This window comes from Marnyiella aurantia (assembly GCF_014041915.1).
Classification (GTDB): Bacteria; Bacteroidota; Bacteroidia; order Flavobacteriales; family Weeksellaceae; genus Marnyiella; species Marnyiella aurantia.
Genome location: NZ_CP059472.1, coordinates 1,858,707 through 1,879,799, shown reverse-complemented (window position 1 = coordinate 1,879,799; position 21,093 = coordinate 1,858,707). Strand labels below are relative to the sequence as shown.

The 21,093-nt window shown below is 44.8% G+C and carries 16 protein-coding genes; 14 read left to right on the top strand and 2 right to left on the bottom strand.

What is annotated here, in order from left to right:
- Positions 1-9: 9 nt before the first annotated feature.
- From H1R16_RS08655 to rnhA, 4 genes are all read left to right on the top strand, one after another.
- On the top strand, positions 10-669 hold the full coding sequence (locus H1R16_RS08655; RefSeq protein WP_181886976.1) for a tetratricopeptide repeat protein: 660 nt from the start codon (positions 10-12) through the stop codon (positions 667-669).
- An 11-nt stretch (positions 670-680) separates the two neighbouring features.
- On the top strand, positions 681-2,750 hold the full coding sequence (locus H1R16_RS08650) for a T9SS type B sorting domain-containing protein (protein ID WP_181886977.1): 2,070 nt from the start codon (positions 681-683) through the stop codon (positions 2,748-2,750).
- Between the two features lie 155 nt (positions 2,751-2,905).
- Positions 2,906-4,504, top strand: a complete 1,599-nt coding sequence (dnaB, locus tag H1R16_RS08645) for a replicative DNA helicase (RefSeq protein WP_181886978.1) — start codon at positions 2,906-2,908, stop codon at positions 4,502-4,504.
- A 16-nt stretch (positions 4,505-4,520) separates the two neighbouring features.
- Positions 4,521-4,997 (top strand): ribonuclease HI, encoded by a 477-nt coding sequence (gene rnhA / locus H1R16_RS08640; protein ID WP_181887370.1) that lies wholly within the window; start codon positions 4,521-4,523, stop codon positions 4,995-4,997.
- Here the strand turns inward: rnhA and H1R16_RS08635 are convergent, their stop codons facing one another.
- The gene (locus tag H1R16_RS08635) at positions 4,998-5,792 is read right to left on the bottom strand and encodes a GLPGLI family protein (RefSeq protein ID WP_228451073.1); all 795 of its coding nucleotides are present in this window, start codon (positions 5,790-5,792) and stop codon (positions 4,998-5,000) included.
- 174 nt (positions 5,793-5,966) lie between these two features.
- Here H1R16_RS08635 and H1R16_RS08630 point away from each other — a divergent pair, with 174 nt between their 5' ends.
- From H1R16_RS08630 to H1R16_RS08585, 10 genes are all read left to right on the top strand, one after another.
- On the top strand, positions 5,967-6,587 hold the full coding sequence (locus tag H1R16_RS08630) for an NAD(P)H-dependent oxidoreductase (RefSeq protein ID WP_181886980.1): 621 nt from the start codon (positions 5,967-5,969) through the stop codon (positions 6,585-6,587).
- Between the two features lie 6 nt (positions 6,588-6,593).
- Positions 6,594-8,192: an L-aspartate oxidase gene (nadB, locus tag H1R16_RS08625; RefSeq protein ID WP_181886981.1), complete on the top strand. Its 1,599-nt coding sequence runs from the start codon at positions 6,594-6,596 to the stop codon at positions 8,190-8,192.
- A gap of 10 nt (positions 8,193-8,202) precedes the next feature.
- Complete coding sequence (gene nadC / locus H1R16_RS08620; RefSeq protein ID WP_181886982.1) at positions 8,203-9,066, top strand: carboxylating nicotinate-nucleotide diphosphorylase; 864 nt, start codon at positions 8,203-8,205, stop codon at positions 9,064-9,066.
- 224 nt (positions 9,067-9,290) lie between these two features.
- A complete protein-coding gene (locus tag H1R16_RS08615; RefSeq protein ID WP_181886983.1) occupies positions 9,291-12,620 on the top strand; it encodes a TonB-dependent receptor in 3,330 nt (1,109 codons plus the stop codon).
- Between the two features lie 91 nt (positions 12,621-12,711).
- Positions 12,712-13,149, top strand: a complete 438-nt coding sequence (locus H1R16_RS08610) for a hypothetical protein (protein ID WP_181886984.1) — start codon at positions 12,712-12,714, stop codon at positions 13,147-13,149.
- Between the two features lie 81 nt (positions 13,150-13,230).
- Positions 13,231-13,632 carry a four helix bundle protein gene (locus tag H1R16_RS08605; protein WP_181886985.1) on the top strand — a complete coding sequence of 134 codons (402 nt, stop codon included), beginning with the start codon at positions 13,231-13,233 and terminating at the stop codon, positions 13,630-13,632.
- 112 nt (positions 13,633-13,744) lie between these two features.
- A complete protein-coding gene (locus H1R16_RS08600; RefSeq protein ID WP_181886986.1) occupies positions 13,745-14,737 on the top strand; it encodes an aspartate-semialdehyde dehydrogenase in 993 nt (330 codons plus the stop codon).
- A 73-nt stretch (positions 14,738-14,810) separates the two neighbouring features.
- Positions 14,811-15,812 (top strand): cation diffusion facilitator family transporter, encoded by a 1,002-nt coding sequence (locus H1R16_RS08595; RefSeq protein WP_181886987.1) that lies wholly within the window; start codon positions 14,811-14,813, stop codon positions 15,810-15,812.
- A 146-nt stretch (positions 15,813-15,958) separates the two neighbouring features.
- Complete coding sequence (locus H1R16_RS08590; RefSeq protein WP_181886988.1) at positions 15,959-18,241, top strand: aconitate hydratase; 2,283 nt, start codon at positions 15,959-15,961, stop codon at positions 18,239-18,241.
- 232 nt (positions 18,242-18,473) lie between these two features.
- Positions 18,474-19,028 carry a hypothetical protein gene (locus tag H1R16_RS08585; protein WP_181886989.1) on the top strand — a complete coding sequence of 185 codons (555 nt, stop codon included), beginning with the start codon at positions 18,474-18,476 and terminating at the stop codon, positions 19,026-19,028.
- Positions 19,029-19,204: 176 nt separating this feature from the next.
- Here H1R16_RS08585 and H1R16_RS08580 read toward each other — a convergent pair whose 3' ends face one another.
- On the bottom strand, positions 19,205-21,031 hold the full coding sequence (locus tag H1R16_RS08580; protein ID WP_181886990.1) for a T9SS type A sorting domain-containing protein: 1,827 nt from the start codon (positions 21,029-21,031) through the stop codon (positions 19,205-19,207).
- Between the last annotated feature and the right edge of the window lie 62 nt (positions 21,032-21,093).

Here is a 21,093-nt window from a genome sequence, read left to right as displayed (position 1 = left end):
TTTTTAGACATGAAAAAAATATTACTTACTTTCTATTTAGTTGCTTTCGCCACAATCGTCAGTGCACAAGGCAATTACGAAAAGCAAATGCTTGAAAATATCGGAAAGATGAAGACTGCCACCACCGTGCAGGACTTTACTGATCTCCGATACAACTTTGCCAGCCTGGCTGGCAACGGAAACAGCCATTGGCAACCTTATTATTATACGGCACTTAACTGCCTGAAGGAAAGCCAGGCCTATGTAAAGGAAGGTAAATCTGATGCCGCACTGGATGGTCCTGTAACTGGTCTTAAATATCTTTTACCTGTTACCAAACAGCAATTGAACAATGTGGAGTTTGTGGCGTTGCTTGGAATGCTTCATGCACAAAAAGCTGCTTTGAAAAACTCGGAAAAGGACAGACAAATGGCTGCTGACTACTTGGCAAAGGCCTTAAAACTAGATGCTAACAATCCGCGTGCTGCGCTGCTGAGGGCAGAACTTAAATATCATACATCGGCAGATAAGGGAGGAAGCAAAACTGAAGGTGTGGAACTTTATAAGGAAGCACTTAAGAAGTTCAGGACTTTTAAACCTAAAACTAAAACGGACCCAAACTGGGGAATGGAAATCGCTGAATATTACGCCTCTTTCAGTGAATCCGTTTTAACTTTATTAACTAGATAAACCGGAAGCTCATGAAAAAATATTTACTATCCTTATTAATCATAATATCGGCTTTCAGCTATGGTCAGTCTGACTGTATATCTGCAATCCCGGTATGCGGAAACTCCGGAATTTCTTATACACCTTCCGGCATCGGTCTTATTGATGAAGAACTTGGCGGATGTATGGGAAGTGATGAAAGAATGACCGTTTGGTATCAGTTTACCGCAGGTACAGCAGGAACATTGGCGTTTACGATAGAACCAAATGATTTCACCGATGATTATGATTTTGCCGTATACGGGCCTAATATACCGTGCTCCCAGGTAGGAACTCCTACAGGTCAGCCTATCCGTTGTAACTACTCCGGATTGGATGGACCTACCGGCTTGAGTTTGACTGTTACTCACCCAACTGTTGCACAACAGTGGAGTGGCTACCTTGATGTACTTCCCGGACAGACCTACTATCTTGTTGTAGATAACTTCAGTATGTCCACAAACGGTTTCACCCTGCAGTGGAGCGGTACCGCCGAATTACTTTCACCTTTTGACGATCCTGCCATTCAGCCGTATCCCTTCCTGGAACCGGGACAAAATTTTGACGGAATCGTAAAGCTTTGCGAGTTCCCACAGATGTTTGATTTCTCTACTCTTACGACACAAATCGTAAACGGAAATCCAAACTTTGTGGTTTCTTATCACCTGAATACAAATGACCTGCTTGCCGGAGATAACCCGATTGTCAATCCAATCTCAGTAAATACGACTACGACTTACCATTACGCCATTTCTTATGTGGACCCTAACAACCCGGACAGTCCAATCAGTAAATGTAAAGAATATGGAACAGTTAATTTTGAGAATGTATCATTCGAACTGACACCGGCAACACTTACTGCCTGCAGCAATTACACAAGTGGTGTAGCGCTGTACGACCTTACTACAGCTACGGTTTATAACGGAACTCAGAATATGACCTCCATTCAGTACTTCCCTACTTTATCGGATATGCAGAACGGCACCAATGAGATTTCCAATAACGCGGCGCAGGCCTATATGTCAGCACAGGGAATCATTTACGTGAAATATGTAAATGAATTTGGCTGTGAAGAAACCACTACCATCACCCTGGCCTTCTACCCACCAATTGATGTTATAGAAGCTACTCTTATAGAATGTTTCCTACCTGGAACACCGCTGATGTCTGAGTTTGATCTTACTACTGCAAATATTACGACTACAATTCCAAATACCAAAAAATTCTATCCTTCACTTCAGGATGCGATAAGTGACACTAACAGTATTGCCAACCCGAACGTGTACCTGTCCAGCTCAACAACGGTATACGCCAGAATTATAAGTGTAAACGGCTGCTGGAATATTGCAAAGATCAATCTTGTGGTTACACCGCCTGCATACTCTTCAGTCCTTAAGGATAAGATTATCTGTATTGAAGACAGAACATCCCTTGATGCAGGACCGGGCTTCCAGGCTTACCAATGGAGCACCGGTGCTACTACACAAGTACTGCCTAACGTAACTGTGGGTGAGTATTGGGTAGATCTCACGACAGATGGTTGTGTGACCAGACAAACCGTGAAAGTTTACGCATCTCCAACTCCGGTAATTACTAAGCTTGATATTACAAACAATACCATAACGATTACTGCTACAGGTGGCACGCTTCCTTACCAGTATTCAATTGACGGAATCAACTGGCAGGACTCCAATGTATTCACCAATGTACCCCGTGGTCAGGCCATGATTTACGTTAAAGATGCTTACGACTGCGACCCTGCACTTATTGAGGTAACAGTTCCAAACCTCATCAACGCAATCACACCAAATGATGATGGTGTCAATGATTACCTGGATTACTCAGCGCTCGGTCACAAGAAGAATCTCATCCTAAACGTTTATGACCGTTACGGAACAAAAATCCATGAAGGCAATCAGAAAAACCTATACCAGTGGGATGGCAGAACAGGAAATAAAAAGGTGGAAACCGGAACGTACTGGTACACGATCACCTGGAGCGACCCTGTAACCGATGTTCCTTCGCAGTACTCGGGATGGATCCTGGTAAAAAACAGAGATTAACAAAATTTCAATAAATTCTGAATCACCCCGCAAACCGCGGGGTGATTTTTTTATCAACAAAGGAAAGCATTCATATACAGTCTTTTGACCCTTAATACTCTTCTATGTTAGTTAATCACACATCTTAGACATCGCAAAAAAACTATCTTTGCACCATGGCTCAAAAAGAAACCTTATCCTCTCTTATACACGGTAATTTTGCCCGCGAACTTTCTATTTCCGACGGTAAAATGCCTCCTAATGCCCTGGATTTTGAACGTTTGGTCATTGGCACCTTCCTTATAGACAAGAAAGGTCTGGATTATTCCATAGACCTGCTGCAACCTGATGTCTTTTATGACCCACGGCATCAGACGATTTTTGAAGCGATCCAGAAAATGTATCTGGAAAACCACCCTGTGGATATGGTGACCGTAATCAACGAACTGAAGAAAGCCGAAAAACTGGGACAGGTCGGTGGTGACCATTATATTATCGAACTCACTCTGGGCGTATCTTCAAGTGCGCATATAGAATACCACGTTCGGGTTATTCTGGAGAAATATATCCTGCGAAGCCTCATCAATGTCTCAGCAAACGTAATAGACAGTTCCTACAAGGAAACAACAGATGTATTTGAATTGCTGGACAAAGCCGAACAGAGTTTTTTTGAAATCACCAACGGTACTATCAAGAAAGGTTTCGACACCGCCAACTCACTGGTAAAGCAGGCCATTGAAACCATAAAATCACTGAAGGACAAAGAGGGGATCTCCGGAATTCCCTCCGGCTTCCGCGATATCGATAAAGAAACCGGTGGTTGGCAGAATTCCGACCTTATCATTATTGCCGCGCGTCCGGCGATGGGTAAGACCGCCTTCCTGCTTTCCATGGCCAGAAATATTGCCGTTCAGCATGACATTCCAATGGCGCTCTTCTCCCTGGAGATGGCTTCGGTGCAGCTTATCACACGTATGATTGCCTCGGAAACCGGTATATCTTCCGAAAAACTCCGCAAGGGACAGATGAGTGATGAAGAATGGCAAAGACTGTTCTCCAACGTGTCCGCTCTGGAGAATGCACCGCTTTATATTGATGAAACGCCGTCACTATCGGTGTTCGACTTCCGTGCAAAATGCCGCCGTTTGGTAATGCAGCATGGCGTAAGGATCATCATGGTAGATTACCTTCAGCTGATGACTGCCAACTCCGGAAAAGGTGCCGGAAACAGGGAACAGGAGATTGCGATGATCTCCCGTTCACTGAAAGCCATCGCCAAGGAACTGAACGTGCCTGTGATCGCCCTGTCGCAGTTGTCGCGTAGTGTAGAGACCAGACCCGGAAAAAGACCACAGCTTTCGGATCTCCGTGAATCCGGTGCGATTGAGCAGGATGCGGATATTGTATCCTTTATTTTCCGTCCGGAATATTATAAAATTGCCACCTGGGACAATGATGAAGACGGCGCCGAAACACCCACTGAAAACCAGGCAGAACTCATCATTGCAAAACACAGGAACGGAGCCACAGCGGATGTTAGATTATCCTTCCACAAAAATATCGCAAAGTTTGCCGACCTCGATTTGTTTGGTGGCGGCGGATACGGCTATCAGCCTTCCAGTTTCGGACAGCAGGACGAGCCCAGCGGTTTTGAAAAGATCAAAACAACGATCCAGCCGGGCGCGGCTTTTGACCTGCCGGATAATTCCGGAGTTTCAGGCCTTTCCGGTTCCTCCATGAACGATCTGGACGACGATGACGATTTCGCATTCTAGGAACTGATATTAAATGCTGAGAATTGAAATCTACACAGACGGTGCCTGCAGCGGCAATCCCGGCAGGGGCGGTTACGGTATTGTGATGAAGGTGCCGGAAAAGAACTACGAAAAGCGTTTTTCCAAAGGTTTCCGCCTAACCACCAACAACCGTATGGAACTTATGGCCGTTATTGTAGCGCTGGAAAAACTGAAGTCGCCGGACAATGACATCCACATCTTTACCGACAGTAAATATGTTTCCGATGCCATCAATCAGAAATGGATTTACGGTTGGATAAAGAAAGGATTCAAGAACGTTAAAAACCCTGATCTTTGGCGCCGTTTAGTACCGCTGCTGAAAACACACAAAACCACTTTTCACTGGGTGAAGGGTCATGCCGGACATGTGGAAAACGAAATCTGCGACCAGCTGGCCGTAAAAGCCGCGCAGTCACCCGTACTGGAAGTCGATGCTTATTTTGAAAGCCAGAAAGACGGTGGACTTTTCTGATTAATCGAGAAAGTTATTATCCCGCTGACGGTTACTTCGCGCAAGGTCACGCAGTTCTTTAGTTGGTGCCGGTACCTTTATACCGTTTTGGGATACGTAAGCAGTAGGATCGTCGCGGTACTCCTGACGTTTTTTACTGAATTGTTCGTAGGTCGCTGGTATTACATTACGCAGCGGTGGTGTCATCCGTTTCATCCATTGCCTCACACTGATCAGGCTGAAATGGTAATGTTTTTTAGAGTCATACACTTCAACCACAAGTCCCGGCAACCCTTTGAAGGTATAAGGACCTTCGTCCATTGGTATTTCGTTGGTAAACCAGGCAATAATATCTCTATTGCCGTAACGCGCCACCGCTTTCTGGCAGTTGTAGGTTGCAATCTTTTTTTTCTCTGCCGTGATATTCCATTTCAGCGAATTGGGTGCGTCAAAGGAATACACGTCTAAGCTTAACTGATCATACACAGTGGTCTTCTCTCCGTACCTGTAGACCTCCGGTCTGAAGGCAACCCTTGGTAGATTTCCTGGCATCCGTAAGGTGAACTGACCCATTGCTACCTCCCGTTTAACCTGTGCTTCGTTTTCGTTTAAAAGGGAATCCCGAACCAACTTCATCTCACTTTTAAAGATTGATTTGTTTTCGCCAACCCTCAACACCGTTATTTCCTGCCTCTTACTTGTCACGTCGGCTGTGTCGCGCAGAAATGAGGTCATATACTTCACTTCAATTTTTGAAAATTCACTCATCTGTGCTTTAACAGAAACTGAAACGAACATAATAAAACATAACAGCATAATATTGCGCAAGGTGGCGGTTACGGAATAAAATTTGTGGAAAAAGAAAGTGCTCATAGGAGAAGGTGCCGGTACTTGTTTAATCGGTTGTCTAAGTTAACAAATTCCCGATTCGCACCTGTAAAATATCTGTTTTATAACGGCTCCTTACACCTCAATTCCTATATTTGTTTCATGAACTATATTGAATCTTTGCAAAAGCGCTATTCAGTAAAAAAATTTAATCCTGACAGAAAAGTTGCGGAAGCGACCATAAGGGATATTCTGGAGGCAGGGAAACTCTCGGCTAGTTCGCTGGGCCTGCAGCCATATAAGATTCTGGTGGTGGAAAGTCAGGAGATGTTAAGCAATCTTATTCCTGCATTTCATAATCCTTCGCAAATTTCGACCTGCTCTCACCTTGTAGTTATCATAGCAAAAAAGGTAGTGGACGGACATTATGTAGACGGCTATTTCCGTCATATATCTGAAGTCCGTGAAGTTCCGGTGGAAAGTATGGAAATGTTCCGCCGGGGTATAGAAACTTATACTCAGAATATAGAAGTACAGCAATGGGCCGAGAAACAGGCTTATATTGTCCTGGGAAACCTGATGTTTGCCGCCGCGCTGGAAAATGTGGACACCTGCCCCATGGAGGGTTTCAAAAAAGATATTCTGGAAGAAATATTAAAGCTTGATACCAGCGCTGAAGGAGTAGCAGTGACCTTAGCGCTGGGCTACCGTGCCGAAGATGATGATTTTCAGCGCATGAAAAAAGTACGGAAGCCGGACGATAAACTGTTTAAATTTTTATAGGAAAACATGATCAAAGCAGATGTACTTGTCATTGGCTCCGGAATTTCGGGACTTTCTTACGCCATCAAAATTTCCGAAAGGATGCCTGAGGCCAAAATCATCATCGTTACGAAGGCCGATGAGGACGAAAGCAATACCAAATACGCCCAGGGCGGACTGGCCGTAGTTACCGATTTCGACAAGGATAATTTCCAGAAACATATAGACGATACCATGCGTGCCGGCGACGGTGAGAATAATCTGGAAACTGTGAAGATGGTGATAAGCGAAGGTCCGGAACGTTTTCAGGAACTCGTGGACTGGGGAACCCGCTTCGACATGGAAAAGGGCGGCGATTTCAAATTAGGCCGCGAGGGCGGACATACCGAAAACCGCATTGTACATCATAAAGACATTACCGGTGCCGAAATTGAGCGGGCTTTGCTGGAGAACATTACCAAGTCGGCAAATATTGAAATGCTGCCGCACCATTATGTCATCGACCTGATTACGCAGCACCATGTACCCGGCAAAGAACTTATAGAAGGTGATATTTCCTGCTACGGCGCCTATATTCTGGATGCGAAGCACAAGAAAATAAAGAAAATCACTGCCAAAATCACCCTAGTGGCCACCGGCGGCGCGGGACACGTTTATAAAAACACCACCAATCCGGAAATTGCCACCGGCGACGGGATTGCCTTTGTGCACCGTGCGCGCGGCAAAGTTTCCAATATGCAGTATTACCAGTTCCATCCTACGGCGCTGTACTCCAAACGGGACGGAATGCTTTTCCTTATTTCCGAAGCCCTGCGCGGCGACGGTGCCAAGCTTCGTCTGAAAAACGGCGAAAAATTCATGCATAAATACGACGAACGCGAGGAACTGGCCTCACGTGATATCGTAGCCAGAGCCATCGACAATGAACTTAAGATATCAGGAGATGAATATGTAGGCCTGGACTGCCGCGAAATGGACCGTGAAAAGTTTGTGGAACACTTCCCGAATATTTACCAGAAATGTCTGAGCGAAGGCATTGATCCCTTTAAACAACTTATTCCCGTAGTGCCGGCCTGCCACTATCTGATGGGCGGAATTGAGGTGGACCGGGACGGGCAAAGTTCTATAAAAAATCTATTCGCTGTAGGCGAATGCACCAACTCCGGACTCCATGGCGCCAACCGACTGGCTTCCAATTCGCTGCTGGAAGGTTTGGTATTCGGTCACAAAGCTGCACTGAAGACTGTGGAACTGCTTACCATCAACGATTTTAACTTCGATGACCTTAAAGCGGTACCGGAATGGAATGAAGCCGGCATGAAGATGATGGACGAAATGGTGATCATCACCTACCTGCGCCGCCAGCTTCAGGAGATGATGAGTGACCTGGTAAGCATTGTACGAAGTAATGAGCGACTGCTGCTGGCGCAAAGGAAACAGCAGGAAATCTTTGATGCTGTTACGGAACTGTACAACTACTCCATCCTTTCGCCCCAACTGTCCGAACTCCGAAACCTGGTGAATGTATCCTACCTCATCATCAAACATTCCATTCAGATGAAGGAGAACAAAGGCTCATTCTACAATAAAGATCTGGAAAAGAAACCGCTCACCATTCAGGATTAAAATAATAAACATGAAAAAACCGGCATACGTAACCAAGGAAGCACTTAAGATTTTTATTAAAAACGCCCTGGAAGAAGACATTCAGGATGGCGACCACTCTACGCTTTCTACCATTCCTAAGGATCTTCAGCAAAAAGCAAAACTCCTGGTAAAGGAAGACTGCATTCTGGCAGGAGTGGAACTTGCTAAGATTATCTTTAACCAATTCGACAAAAACCTTAAGGTTGATGTTCTGATTGAGGACGGACAACAGGCAAAGGTGGGTGATATTGCTTTTTATGTCACAGGAAGTGCACGTTCGATACTTTCAACAGAAAGGCTGGTGCTGAACTGCATGCAGCGAATGAGCGGCATTGCTACTATGACCCACGAATGGGATTCCAGGCTGCTGGGTACAAAAACGAAATTACTGGACACCAGGAAGACCACCCCCAATTTCCGCATCTGTGAAAAATGGGCCGTAGCCATCGGGGGTGGTACCAATCACCGGTATGGTCTGTACGATATGATTATGCTGAAAGACAACCACATCGATTATAACGGCAGCATCACCAATGCGGTGAAAATGGCTAAGGATTACGTAAAGAAACTGAAGAAGCCACTTAAAATCGAGGTGGAGACCCGGAATCTGGAGGAAGTGGAAGAAGCACTGAAAGCCGGCGTTCACCGTATTATGCTCGATAATATGGATGTGGAAACAATGGCTAAGGCTGTAGAACTAATTAACGGGAAGTGTGAGAGCGAAGCGTCGGGTGGCATCACAAGAGAAATGCTTCACAAGGTAGCCGCAACTGGTGTAGATTATATTTCTGCCGGAGCTCTGACGCACTCGGCGCACAACATAGACCTCAGCCTGAAAGCTGTTCGGGAGTAAATTATATACAGACGCCCTATATTTTAATTTTTTTGTTAATTACGCAATGCCTTATGGTGCGCATAACATGACTTTAATCAGGTCATAGCTTTCTACCATACTGTACATCATGTACTTGCATCATCGTGCATCTTATTTTTCAATAATTAATTCTTTGTTAATACTTCTTAAATAATTAAAGATTATTTTTGCAGCGCAGAAATAATAATCTCTAATTATTTGATATGAATTTTAATCCTTTGAAGAAAACCGTTCTGATTGCTGCCATAGCATTCGCAGGTTATGGAACTGTACATGCACAGGTTACTACCAGCAGCATGACAGGTATTGTAACGTCACGTGACGGGAAGGAAAGCTCAGGTGCGAAGATTACCGCTACCCACATTCCTTCCGGATCCGTTTACAGCGCAACAGCAAATGCATCCGGTGCGTTCAACCTTTCCAACATGCGTGTTGGGGGTCCGTACCGTGTAGAAATTGTTTCAGGTAGTGATACGCCTATCGTATATGAGGACGTATACCTGGAGCTGGGACAACCTTTTTCCCTGAACCCGGTACTTGGCGAAAAGACTGAGAATATCGCTGAGGTGGTAATCACAGGAGGTCGCCGTGTAAACGTGAATAAAACAGGCGCTGCAACCAATGTAGGACTGAAACAGATTCAGGAATTGCCGCAGGCCAGCCGAAGCATCACTGAATTTACGAGACTTACCCCACAGGCAAACGGAAACTCATTTGCAGGAAGGGATGCAAGGTATAATAACCTTCAGATTGACGGTGCAAACTTCAACAATGGATTTGGATTAAGCGGAAACCTGCTGCCTGGAGGGAGCGCACAGCCTATCTCTTTGGATGCGATTCAGGAGATTTCTGTAAACATCGCACCTTTTGATGTTACCCAGTCAGGTTTTACCGGTGCGGGCATCAATGCGGTTACCAAATCAGGAACCAACAAATTCCACGGGTCCTTATATGGTTATTACAACGGTAAAGAACTGAACGGATGGAAAATCAATGACAATAAGCTTGAGAAAGTATCCGGTGGACAGATGACCAACGGATTCACGATCGGGGGCCCATTGGTTCAGAATAAACTGTTCTTCTTCATAAGTGCTGAAAGGGAAACAATGACCGGTGCAAACGCTTCCGGCGCAAACCTTTGGAAAGCATCGCAGGACGGCGTTTCAGATCCTGAAAACAATATTACCAGAGTAAAGGAGTCCGATCTTATCGCTGTACGTGACCACCTGATTAACCGTTGGGGTTACGATCCGGGAAGATATCAGGGATATGCCAACGAGGCACAGCAGCAGGGAGATAAGTTCCTGGCACGTCTGGACTGGAACATCAGTGACAAGCACAAATTTGCAGTTCGTTATAACGTACTGGACGGAACTTCCATGCAGGTGGCAAACGCTTCTTCCGGTCCATCTCCAAGATCTGCTTGGAGCCGTGTGAGCGACAGAGCAATGACTTTTGAGAACGGTAACTTCAATGTGGAAAACAAAGTCCAGTCCCTTACCGCGGAACTGAACTCTACATTCAACTCAAGCCTGTCAAACAAATTACTTTTCACCTATTCTAAAATCCAGGATCTTAGAACTACCCCTTCGGATACCCTGTTCCCATTTGTTGACATTTGGGATGGATCGCCTACCGGCGGTAACTACATCAGCTTCGGTACAGAGCTTTTCTCTTATCTGAATGATGTAATTAACAACAACTTTTCCATCACCAATAACCTTACCTATAACGTAAACAAGCATACATTTACTGCTGGTGTGGCTTATGAGATGCAAAAGTTCGGTAACTCCTATACACGTATGGGAACCGGGTACTACAGATATGCATCCGTTGCAGACTTCCTTACTACCGGTACGCCTAACGAGGTGGCACCTATTATGTTCGGTATTACTTATCCATATGCAAATCAGGATACCTACTCACGTGTAAACTTCGGTCTGGGCTCTGCTTACTTACAGGACAGGATCGCGCTTACCGACAGATTTAACTTTACACTCGGTTTAAGAGCAGAATTGCCTTTCTACCAAAATGAACTAACCGCTAACCCTGCAATTGATGCACTGGAGCTTTTAGATACCGACGGAAATCCTACCCATTATTCTTCAGGCAGCTGGCCAAAGTCCCGCGTGATGCTTTCTCCGCGTTTAGGATTCAACTATGATACAATGGGTGACCGCACATTAACCCTTCGTGGTGGTACCGGAATTTTCTCCGGACGTGTACCGTTTGTTTGGTTAACCAACATGCCTACTAACGCTGGTGTACTTCAAAACACTGTAGAACCTACATCGTACTCACAGGTTTCAGGATGGATCAATAACGTAACCTTCCAGCCGCAGGATATCTATTACCACCTTAATAATGTTCCTGCAGGTGCCGAAAGTGTATTTATCCAGTCTCCAAAAGATGGAGCGCCAAGTACGTTTGCTCTTGTAGACAGTGACTTCAGAATGCCCAAAGTTTGGAGATCAAGCTTAGGAATTGATTACAGAGTTCCTAACTCCCTTCTTACCATCAGCACAGATCTTCTTTTCACAAGAGATGTGAACGCTGTATTCCAGTTTGGCGCAAACAGAAAACCGTCTACAGAAAGAATGACGTATGCAGACCGGGCCTATTATCCAAACACTGCTTCATATCAGTACAATACAGCAATCGGCGCGAACAACGCAACTATTCTAACCAATACAGAAAGCAAAGGATATGCATTATCTGCAACTATAGGTGCTAACCTCCGTCCATGGAAAGGACTTTCAGGTTCTGCATTCTATACTTATTCCGAAGCTCAGGAGGTAACATCCAACTCCGGATCAAATGCATCTTCGTCATGGTTGGCGTCTCCGGTAGTTGATTCACCAAACCAGGATTTCCTGAGCATCTCCAACTTTGCAGTACCTCACCGTATAGTAGCAAACGTAACTTACGAACTTAAACCAACCGGTACAACAATTGGAGTTTACTATTCCGGTGCAAACCAGGGTAGATATTCTTATTACTACTCCAACGATGTGAACGGTGACGGCCTGGCTAATGACCTGCTTTATATCCCTACCAATACAGCTGATATGAAGTTTGCTGATATTACCACGGGTTCCGGAGCCAATACAAACGTGCTTTTCACAGCTGCACAGCAGAGAGAAGCGTTTGACCAATTCATTACGGACAACGGACTGGAAGAATACCGCGGACAAATCCTGCCAAGGAATGAGTTCCTGCTTCCATGGCTGAACCGTGTAGATGTAAGACTAAGCCAAAACCTGTTTTCCAATATGATTCAGAAAGGGGATAAAGTACAGCTTACGCTGGATGTTATCAACTTCGGAAATATGCTGAACTCTGATTGGGGAATCCAGGATACCAATGTAAGCTCTTACGGTGCTGCAATCCTTGGAAGAACGGGAGCACTTTCTCCTGATCCTACCTTCCAGATGCAGAGAACTGGTAACGAACTGCTATCTTCGTCCACCAGAACTGTAAGCTCCAGATTCACTACCTGGTCTGCGATGTTTGGAATGAAATATTCTTTCTAGAACACTGGCGGTCAAACCCGCAAATAACCTCAAATCCCGGCTTCAGGTCGGGATTTTTTTTATCTTTGTCATTAACTAAAAAAAATAAATTATGGATTTCAACATTATGCTTCAGGCACACCGCGGTTTTGCCTATTTAATCCTATTGCTGTCAGTCGTTTTCCTTTTGGCACTGCTGCTTACCATGTTTGGCTATTCAGGAAAAATTTCAAAACTGTTAAGAAAATCTACGCTGTTTACAATGATTTTCTTCCACCTTCAGGCTCTTGTAGGACTGGTGATGCTTTTCTTCTTTTCACCCGGCTTTAAAGCCGCTACTGAAGCTGGAACGCTTATGAGCGATTCAACCGCCAGAAACACTTATGTAGAACATCCGTTTGCCATGATCGTATCGGCAGTTCTGCTTACAATACTGAACAAGAAATTCAAAACCAACGATACCCTTCGTATGGGCTGGGTAATTATGGGAGTGGTTGCCCTGTTGCTTATGGCCTGGGCATTCCAGTGGCAGAGATTATTTGGAGCTTAATAGAGTTCAAATTGTTCTGATGGTTTAAAATGGTTCAAGTATAAAAAAGTTTGTATACTGCTATAAATTTAAACAGGTGTTATGGCTTCTGTCAAACGTTTTGAAGATTTAGAAATCTGGCAGCTTTCAAGGTTACTGTGCAACGATATTTTTGAGATTATACGAAATACCGGTTTAGACAGGAACTTCAAACTTGCTAATCAAATTGAAGGCTCGTCAGGTTCCGTAATGGATAATATTGCTGAAGGATTTGAACGTAATGGTAATAAGGAATTTATCCAATTCCTGTCCATCGCGAAAGCATCTTGTGGAGAAACCCGATCTCAGCTTTACCGAATCCTGGACCGGAAATTCATCAGTCAGGAAAAATTTGATAAATTAAGGTCTCAAACCGAACAGTTAAGTATAAAAATTAGTAATCTAATGGACTATTTATCCAAAAGCGAAATGAAAGGTTCAAAATACAATAAACCAAAAGACTGACAGGGTATTTTATTAAACGACCAGAAAATCTTAAACTATTTGAACGATTTTGAACGTTTGAACGTTTGAACAATTTGAACAATAATTTAAACAATTTGAACCAGGATAAAGTATGAAAATCGCGGTAGTAGGCGCAACAGGAATGGTGGGACAGGTGATGCTGAAGGTTCTGGAAGAAAGGAACTTTCCCGTTACTGAACTTATACCTGTAGCCTCGGAAAAATCAGTAGGTAAAAGCGTAACCTTCAAAGGAAAGGAGTACACCATCGTTTCCATGGAAGATGCTGTAGCCATGGCGCCTGATATTGCCCTTTTCTCGGCAGGCGGCACAACATCCCGGGAATACGCACCACTTTTTGCGGAAGCCGGCACCACCGTAATTGATAATTCTTCCGTTTGGCGAATGGAAGCGGATAAGAAACTGGTTGTTCCGGAAATCAATGCTTCTTCACTTACAAAAGAGGACCGGATTATTGCCAATCCGAACTGCTCCACCATTCAGCTGGTCATGGTGCTTCATCCGCTCAATCTTAAATATAATTTAAAAAGAGTTGTGGTATCCACTTATCAGTCGGTTACCGGTACCGGTAAAAATGCCGTAGACCAACTGAATGCCGAAATCCACAACAGCGAAAGCGTACCAACCGTGTATCCTTACCGGATATTCCAGAACGCCCTGCCACACTGTGATGTTTTTGCTGATGATGATTACACTAAGGAAGAGATCAAACTGATGACGGAACCTAAAAAGATTATGGGCGACTCCGGTTTCAGCCTTACTGCAACTGCGGTGCGAGTACCCGTGCAGGGCGGACATTCAGAAAGTGTAAACATTGAGTTTGAAAATGAGTTTGATTTGGATGAAGTTAAAAGAATCCTGTCCGAAACTCCTGGTGTTATCCTTTTGGACGATGTAAAAAATAATATTTACCCGATGCCGCTGCTGGCCGAAGGTAAAGATGAGGTATTCGTAGGACGGATACGCCGGGACATCTCACAACCCAATACGCTCAATCTCTGGATCGTGGCAGATAATCTTCGTAAGGGTGCCGCCACCAACGCGGTGCAGATCGCAGAATACCTGGTAGAAAATAAATTAGTTTAAAATGAATGCTCACTCCGGTGAGCATTTTTAATTAGAAGACTGAAACATTCAGCCTTAAAGTAATATAATTAAGATGTCCGAAACCCTGAACTCATCTAAAAGAAACTTCGCATTCCAGCGTAATGTGGCACTTATCGGGATTGCTCTTTTTGTAGCGAAGCTGGTGGCGTGGCACCTCACCAATTCGGACGCGGTATTTTCCGATGCCATGGAAAGCATCGTGAATATCATTGCCGGTTTTATGGGTCTGTATTCCCTTTACCTTGCTGCTAAACCAAAGGATGTGGAGCATCCCTACGGTCACGGTAAGGTTGAATTTGTGACCTCGGGTGTAGAAGGTGCCCTGATTATCTTTGCCGGCATCATAATAATTGTAGAGGCTGCAGATTCACTTCTGCACGGTAATATCCCCAAACAGCTGGACTGGGGAATCCTCATTATCGCTGTCACTGCCGGTATTAACTACCTGATGGGATACATTTCCTACCGAAAAGGCATAAAGGAGAATTCACCTGTGCTTCAGAGTTCGGGTAAACATCTTCAGAGCGACACCATCACCACAATTGGTGTGGTACTGAGTATGGTGCTCGTCTATTTTACCAAAATCTATTGGCTGGATGCGGCTGTAGCACTAATTTTTGGGCTTTACATTATCTTTATCGGCTACAAGATTATCCGCAGGGCACTAAGCGGAATCATGGACGAAGCGGACCTGGGAATGCTGGCAAAACTGGCCAAAGTAATGAATGATAACCGACGTCCGCAGTGGATAGACCTTCATAATACCCGGATACAGCAGCATGGAAGCGGACTTCATATTGATGCGCACCTAACGCTTCCTTGGTACCTGGAATTAAGACAGGCTCACGAGCAGATGGAAGAAGCCATTAAAGTTATTGCTGAAAACTCATCCCGAAAAATTGAGTTCAACTTTCATATGGACGACTGTAAGCCTTTTTCATGTGAAATCTGCGAACTTTGGGAATGTCCGGTACGCCAGAACCCATTCGTTAAAAAGGTTGAATGGAATTCGGATAACATCGCTCAGGCAGACAAGCACACGGCTTCCACTTAGACCTGGACTATTGTCAATTGCGTTGCATAGGCGGGCGCAATAGATTCGCTGCATTCTATTTATATTTATTCTAAATGGGTTTAAACTGTTTTCAACTTAAAATTTCGTAAATTTGGGTTTCAAAATTTCAAATAAAACATACAGATATGACATTCGACCTTGATATGATCAAAAAAGTGTATGAGCGTTATCCTGAGAGAGTTGCAGCAGCAAGAGCAGCCGTAGGTAAGCCACTTACACTTTCTGAAAAAATCCTTTATACTCACCTTTGGGAAGGAAATGCCACGCAGGCTTACGAAAGAGGTAATTCTTATGTAGATTTTGCACCGGACCGTGTGGCCATGCAGGATGCTACGGCACAGATGGCACTTCTTCAGTTCATGCAGGCCGGTAAGTCTAAAGTTGCGGTACCTTCAACAGCTCACGCAGATCACCTGATCCAGGCACGTGTAGGCGCAGAAGCCGATTTGCAGGAAGGCATCAACAAAAACTCTGAAGTATTTAACTTCCTTAGTTCTGTTTGCGACAAATACGGCATCGGATTCTGGAAACCTGGCGCAGGGATCATTCATCAGGTTGTACTGGAAAATTATGCATTCCCCGGAGGAATGATGATTGGTACCGACTCACACACTGTAAACGCAGGTGGTCTGGGTATGGTTGCCATCGGTGTTGGTGGTGCTGATGCAGTAGACGTAATGGCCGGAATGGCCTGGGAACTTAAAATGCCGAAACTTATCGGTGTTAAATTAACCGGAAAACTGAACGGCTGGACCTCCGCAAAAGACGTTATCCTGAAAGTAGCCGGAATCCTTACCGTTAAAGGCGGAACAGGCTGCATCGTTGAATATTTTGGCGAAGGAGCACAAAACCTTTCCGCAACTGGAAAAGGAACAATCTGTAACATGGGTGCGGAAATCGGAGCAACAACTTCTACATTCGGTTACGATGATTCAATGAGAAGATATCTTGCAGCAACCGGCAGACAGGATGTTGTAGATGCTGCAGACCAGATCGCAGAACACCTAACAGGTGATGCTGAAGTATACGCTAACCCGGAAATGTATTTCGACCAGGTAATTGAGATTAATCTTGATGAACTTGCGCCACACCTGAACGGACCGTTTACTCCCGATTTGGCAACTCCTGTTTCAGAATTCAGATCAAAGGCTGAAGCTAACGGCTGGCCGCTGGATGTAGAATGGGCACTGATCGGATCATGTACCAACTCTTCCTACGAAGATTTGTCCAGAGCAGCTTCCATCGTAGAAGATGCTGTAGCGAAAGGAGTGAAGCCAAAAGCGATCTTAGGTATCAACCCCGGTTCCGAGCAGGTAAAATTCACCGCAGAAAGAGACGGCTTCCTGGATTCTTTCAGAAAGTTTGAATCGGCCAGAATCTTTACAAATGCCTGCGGACCATGTATTGGTCAGTGGGATAGAGAAGGAGCTGAAAAAGGTGAGAAAAACTCTATTATCCACTCTTTCAACAGAAACTTTGCGAAGAGGGCTGACGGTAACCCAAACACCCACGCATTTGTAGCATCGCCGGAAATGGTAGCAGCAGTTGCGATTTCAGGAAGATTGGATTTCAACCCTATCACTGATACACTGACTAACCAAAACGGTGAGCAGATTAAACTGAATGAACCAAACGGTTTTGAACTTCCTCCAAGAGGTTTTGCGGTTGATGATAACGGCTACCAGGCTCCGTCTGAGGATGGATCACATGTACAGGTAGCGGTAGACCCGGCTTCGGACAGACTTCAGTTGCTGGAACCGTTCAAGCCTTGGGACGGACAGAATATCACTGGTGCCAAAGTTTTGATCAAAGCCTTCGGAAAATGTACCACAGACCATATTTCTATGGCGGGCCCTTGGTTAAAGTACAGAGGTCACCTGGATAATATTTCAAACAACATGCTTATTGGCGCCATAAACGCTTATAACATGGAAACCAATAAGGTGAAAAACCAGCTTACAGGAGAATATGATGAGGTACCAAATGTAGCGCGAGCTTACAAGGCGGCAGGAATATCTTCAATTGTTGTGGGTGACCAGAACTACGGTGAAGGTTCTTCCAGAGAGCACGCGGCTATGGAGCCAAGACATCTTGGTGTAATGGCAGTACTGGTAAAATCATTTGCAAGGATCCACGAAACAAACCTTAAAAAGCAGGGTATGTTGGGTCTTACCTTCCAGAACGAAGCAGATTACGAGAAGTTTGAAGAAGATGATACCGTAAACTTCCTGGATCTGGATCAGTTTGCACCTGGCAAGCCACTTACTTTGGAAATCGTTCATGCAGACGGCACAAAGGAGACCATCATGGCAAACCATACGTATAACGCACAGCAGATTGAATGGTTTAAAGCAGGATCTGCACTTAACCTTATTGCGGCAGAAGCAGCAAGACAGGCAGCCAAGTAATAACCTACTCGTTATCTATAAAAGAAAAGCCATAGCAGATTTGCTGTGGCTTTCTTCATTTTATTTCACAGAAAATATTAGAGAATCATCTGCTATGAGATTGGCGAAGTATTAACGGTCCACCATAACAAATATCCCTGTCCCGAAAATCAGGTTTCGCTAAACGTACATATGTTACTACTTGTGTATAAACTATAGTTTTTTATACATTTGAGTTACTAATAACCAATCTATGAAAACCATTGTAACCACCTTTTTCATACTGCTTTTCTCATTATTACAGTCTCAGGTAAAAAAAGTTGACATTGTTGACTTTTATAACTGGACTTCCAACAGCGGTATAAAGTACCAATTTATCCTGGTGTCAGAAAATCTATCAAAATTCGACATGCCCATATCTGCAGTGATCCGGGTAAGGTATTCAACCGATGGCAACATTACTTATAAAACAGCCGAATTCGGCGCGAATGTAGTCATGAACCGCGATAGACGGAGTGAAGGAGAGCTGTCTGTTCATATCAACGCTGCTGAAACGGCCAGTATGGTACAGGGTGCCAGCGGATATAGTCCTGATAACTTTATTCTGTACTACGACACAGAGGGAAATTATTTGCGCGGTTATCAGGCAGATTATAACGAACTGGCCAAAAGCGACGTAGGCTACGCTAAAGTTTTCCACATCTCTGCCCCAACCGGAGATCAGATGCGCGGTTTAATCCGCCTTTTTTACAGATCATCGGACCCTCTTTACAGGGATCTGATGACTTTGGCAGCGAGGTATGATTAAGAGGAAGAAAAAGGGTCAGCTGGAATTTGAGTCCGATTACGAAGTATTCTCATTTAGACTCCGACAGCACTTTTTCCCGATAAATTCTCCTACTTACACCGGACTGAAAACGTATTGAAAACAGCAACAGAAAGGCGGCTATTAAAGCCGCCTTCCGTGTTTAGATACTGATTGGTTTATCTTTTTATAACCTTGAAGGTTTGCACGGAACCATCATCCATCATCAAAGAGACAAAATACAATCCCGAAGAGAGATCAGACAGCTGTAGTTGCCTGCTTACCTTGTTAACGGTTTTGATCACGCGTCCCGAAGCATCGGTAACCGTCACTGACTGTACATCGGAGACATCAGAAACAGACAGAACATCTGCGAAGGGGTTCGGATATACCGAAAGCCTTTCCTTCGTGACCTCAACTGTACTTAGCGCCTGTGGTTGGTAAGATAGGTTGTCTATTGACAGGCTGTTCGTTGGTGTACCGGGATTTTTAATAGCAAGTTGGGTTACGCCTGCAGGAAGTGCCGGTAAGTTAAATGAGAAGGGATACAGGGTTCCGGTTGTGGGCACACTGAAGGTGGTCAGTTCCACAAAGTTGTTGGTGGGATCCAGATAGCCGATCTGCAGAATCCCATTCGCGGTAACACTGGCGAAAGCCTCGAATCCTAATTTATAGGTACCTGACTGCAACGTACTCATCGGTGGCAAAGCTGCGTACGCAATCCGCGTACCCGAGGTCCACATATAAAGGGTGTTGGAGCCTGTTGGCGAGGTACTGTTCGCAATATGAGCACCGTTTGTTGTTCCCAGATTGGTCCAGCAATTAGGCAACACTCCCGCGTTTCCGTTTGTTGTACCGGTGTAACCGTTAAAATCCTCAAAATAAGAACCTGTCACGATATCGCACTGGGTAGCAAAGTTCAGCAGGGCCCACGCACTCTGAATACTGCCACAGTTCACGCGTACCCAAACATAATAATTTGAAGCCGGCGAAAGTCCACTGAGCATTGCTGAAGTGCCACTTATGCTTGGTATGGAAGGAGTGGTTGTCGCTGTAGGGGGAGTCCCTGTAGCACTGTAATACAAATCGTAAGTAACCCCTGGCGCAATGGAGGGACTCCATTGTATCTGAGCGCCACTGGGGGTTATAGAACCAGCACTAAGTCCTACCGGAGCAAAACAGGATGGCGGAGTCCAGCTGTATGTTAAACCGGAACAAGGCATCCCCGGTACCGCATTCAGTGAATGAAAGGCCTGGGAACTGGTGTTTGAAGTTCCCGGTGAGGAGTTCACGAATTCCACGGACGTAGGATTAAGGCGGTTGTTAAAATCTGCATTTGAACTACCTCTCAGTCCAATCTGGGCTGTTCCGGATACTGCGGTGCTGCCCACGACATAACCGGCGCTACTATATACCATGTGTATTACATTAGCAGTCTCCACCAAACGGATTTGAAAAGAAATGGTAAAGACATTTGTAGTTGAAGTACTGCTCACGGGCCTGAAATTAGTCCACTGCACCACCATTTCACGGTTGGGAGCAATCCCTACCGTCTCGTAACTGAGGGTAGAACTAATGCCATTTACATCAAAGACCCCACTTAAATCCCTTCCAAAGGCAGAAACTGCCCCCTCATAGGCAACTGTTGCGGAAATAGGAATTGTAGTAGTGGTAACGGGAGGAGTAGCACCAAAGGTGATAAAACCATTGGTGGAAACATTCATACTGCTGTACTGTGCTCCGTTATAATTAAAATTAAACGGGATTGTAACGGGATATACCACACTGTTAAGGTTCAGGGCACTGGTGTTGCCGGTAGCGGTGCCAAGTACGGTGCCGGTTATCGGAGTGTACGTTCCGTTAGATTGCGAAAAACTGTAGGCACTGCTTTGTGCCGCCAAATGGCAGGACATACCGATAAGGATCGCCAGACAGACTACGCCTTTCTTCGCCCTGCCCTTGAGCGTAAAGCGCGAGGCCAGAATCATTTTGTAAAGTTTTTTCATAACGTTCATTTTGTGAATTAGGTATTCAAAATTACTTATTATTTTTAACTAAACAGAGAGAA

What these genes read in the sequence shown, in the direction of transcription:
- H1R16_RS08655 (WP_181886976.1), top strand. Translation starts at nt 10, where the DNA reads ATGAAAAAAATATTACTTACTTTCTATTTAGTTGCTTTCGCCACAATC.
- H1R16_RS08650 (WP_181886977.1), top strand. Translation starts at nt 681, where the DNA reads ATGAAAAAATATTTACTATCCTTATTAATCATAATATCGGCTTTCAGC.
- dnaB (WP_181886978.1), top strand. Translation starts at nt 2,906, where the DNA reads ATGGCTCAAAAAGAAACCTTATCCTCTCTTATACACGGTAATTTTGCC.
- H1R16_RS08635 (WP_228451073.1), bottom strand. Translation starts at nt 5,792, where the DNA reads ATGCTGTTATGTTTTATTATGTTCGTTTCAGTTTCTGTTAAAGCACAG.
- H1R16_RS08630 (WP_181886980.1), top strand. Translation starts at nt 5,967, where the DNA reads ATGAACTATATTGAATCTTTGCAAAAGCGCTATTCAGTAAAAAAATTT.
- nadB (WP_181886981.1), top strand. Translation starts at nt 6,594, where the DNA reads ATGATCAAAGCAGATGTACTTGTCATTGGCTCCGGAATTTCGGGACTT.
- nadC (WP_181886982.1), top strand. Translation starts at nt 8,203, where the DNA reads ATGAAAAAACCGGCATACGTAACCAAGGAAGCACTTAAGATTTTTATT.
- H1R16_RS08615 (WP_181886983.1), top strand. Translation starts at nt 9,291, where the DNA reads ATGAATTTTAATCCTTTGAAGAAAACCGTTCTGATTGCTGCCATAGCA.
- H1R16_RS08610 (WP_181886984.1), top strand. Translation starts at nt 12,712, where the DNA reads ATGGATTTCAACATTATGCTTCAGGCACACCGCGGTTTTGCCTATTTA.
- H1R16_RS08605 (WP_181886985.1), top strand. Translation starts at nt 13,231, where the DNA reads ATGGCTTCTGTCAAACGTTTTGAAGATTTAGAAATCTGGCAGCTTTCA.
- H1R16_RS08600 (WP_181886986.1), top strand. Translation starts at nt 13,745, where the DNA reads ATGAAAATCGCGGTAGTAGGCGCAACAGGAATGGTGGGACAGGTGATG.
- H1R16_RS08595 (WP_181886987.1), top strand. Translation starts at nt 14,811, where the DNA reads ATGTCCGAAACCCTGAACTCATCTAAAAGAAACTTCGCATTCCAGCGT.
- H1R16_RS08590 (WP_181886988.1), top strand. Translation starts at nt 15,959, where the DNA reads ATGACATTCGACCTTGATATGATCAAAAAAGTGTATGAGCGTTATCCT.
- H1R16_RS08585 (WP_181886989.1), top strand. Translation starts at nt 18,474, where the DNA reads ATGAAAACCATTGTAACCACCTTTTTCATACTGCTTTTCTCATTATTA.
- H1R16_RS08580 (WP_181886990.1), bottom strand. Translation starts at nt 21,031, where the DNA reads ATGAAAAAACTTTACAAAATGATTCTGGCCTCGCGCTTTACGCTCAAG.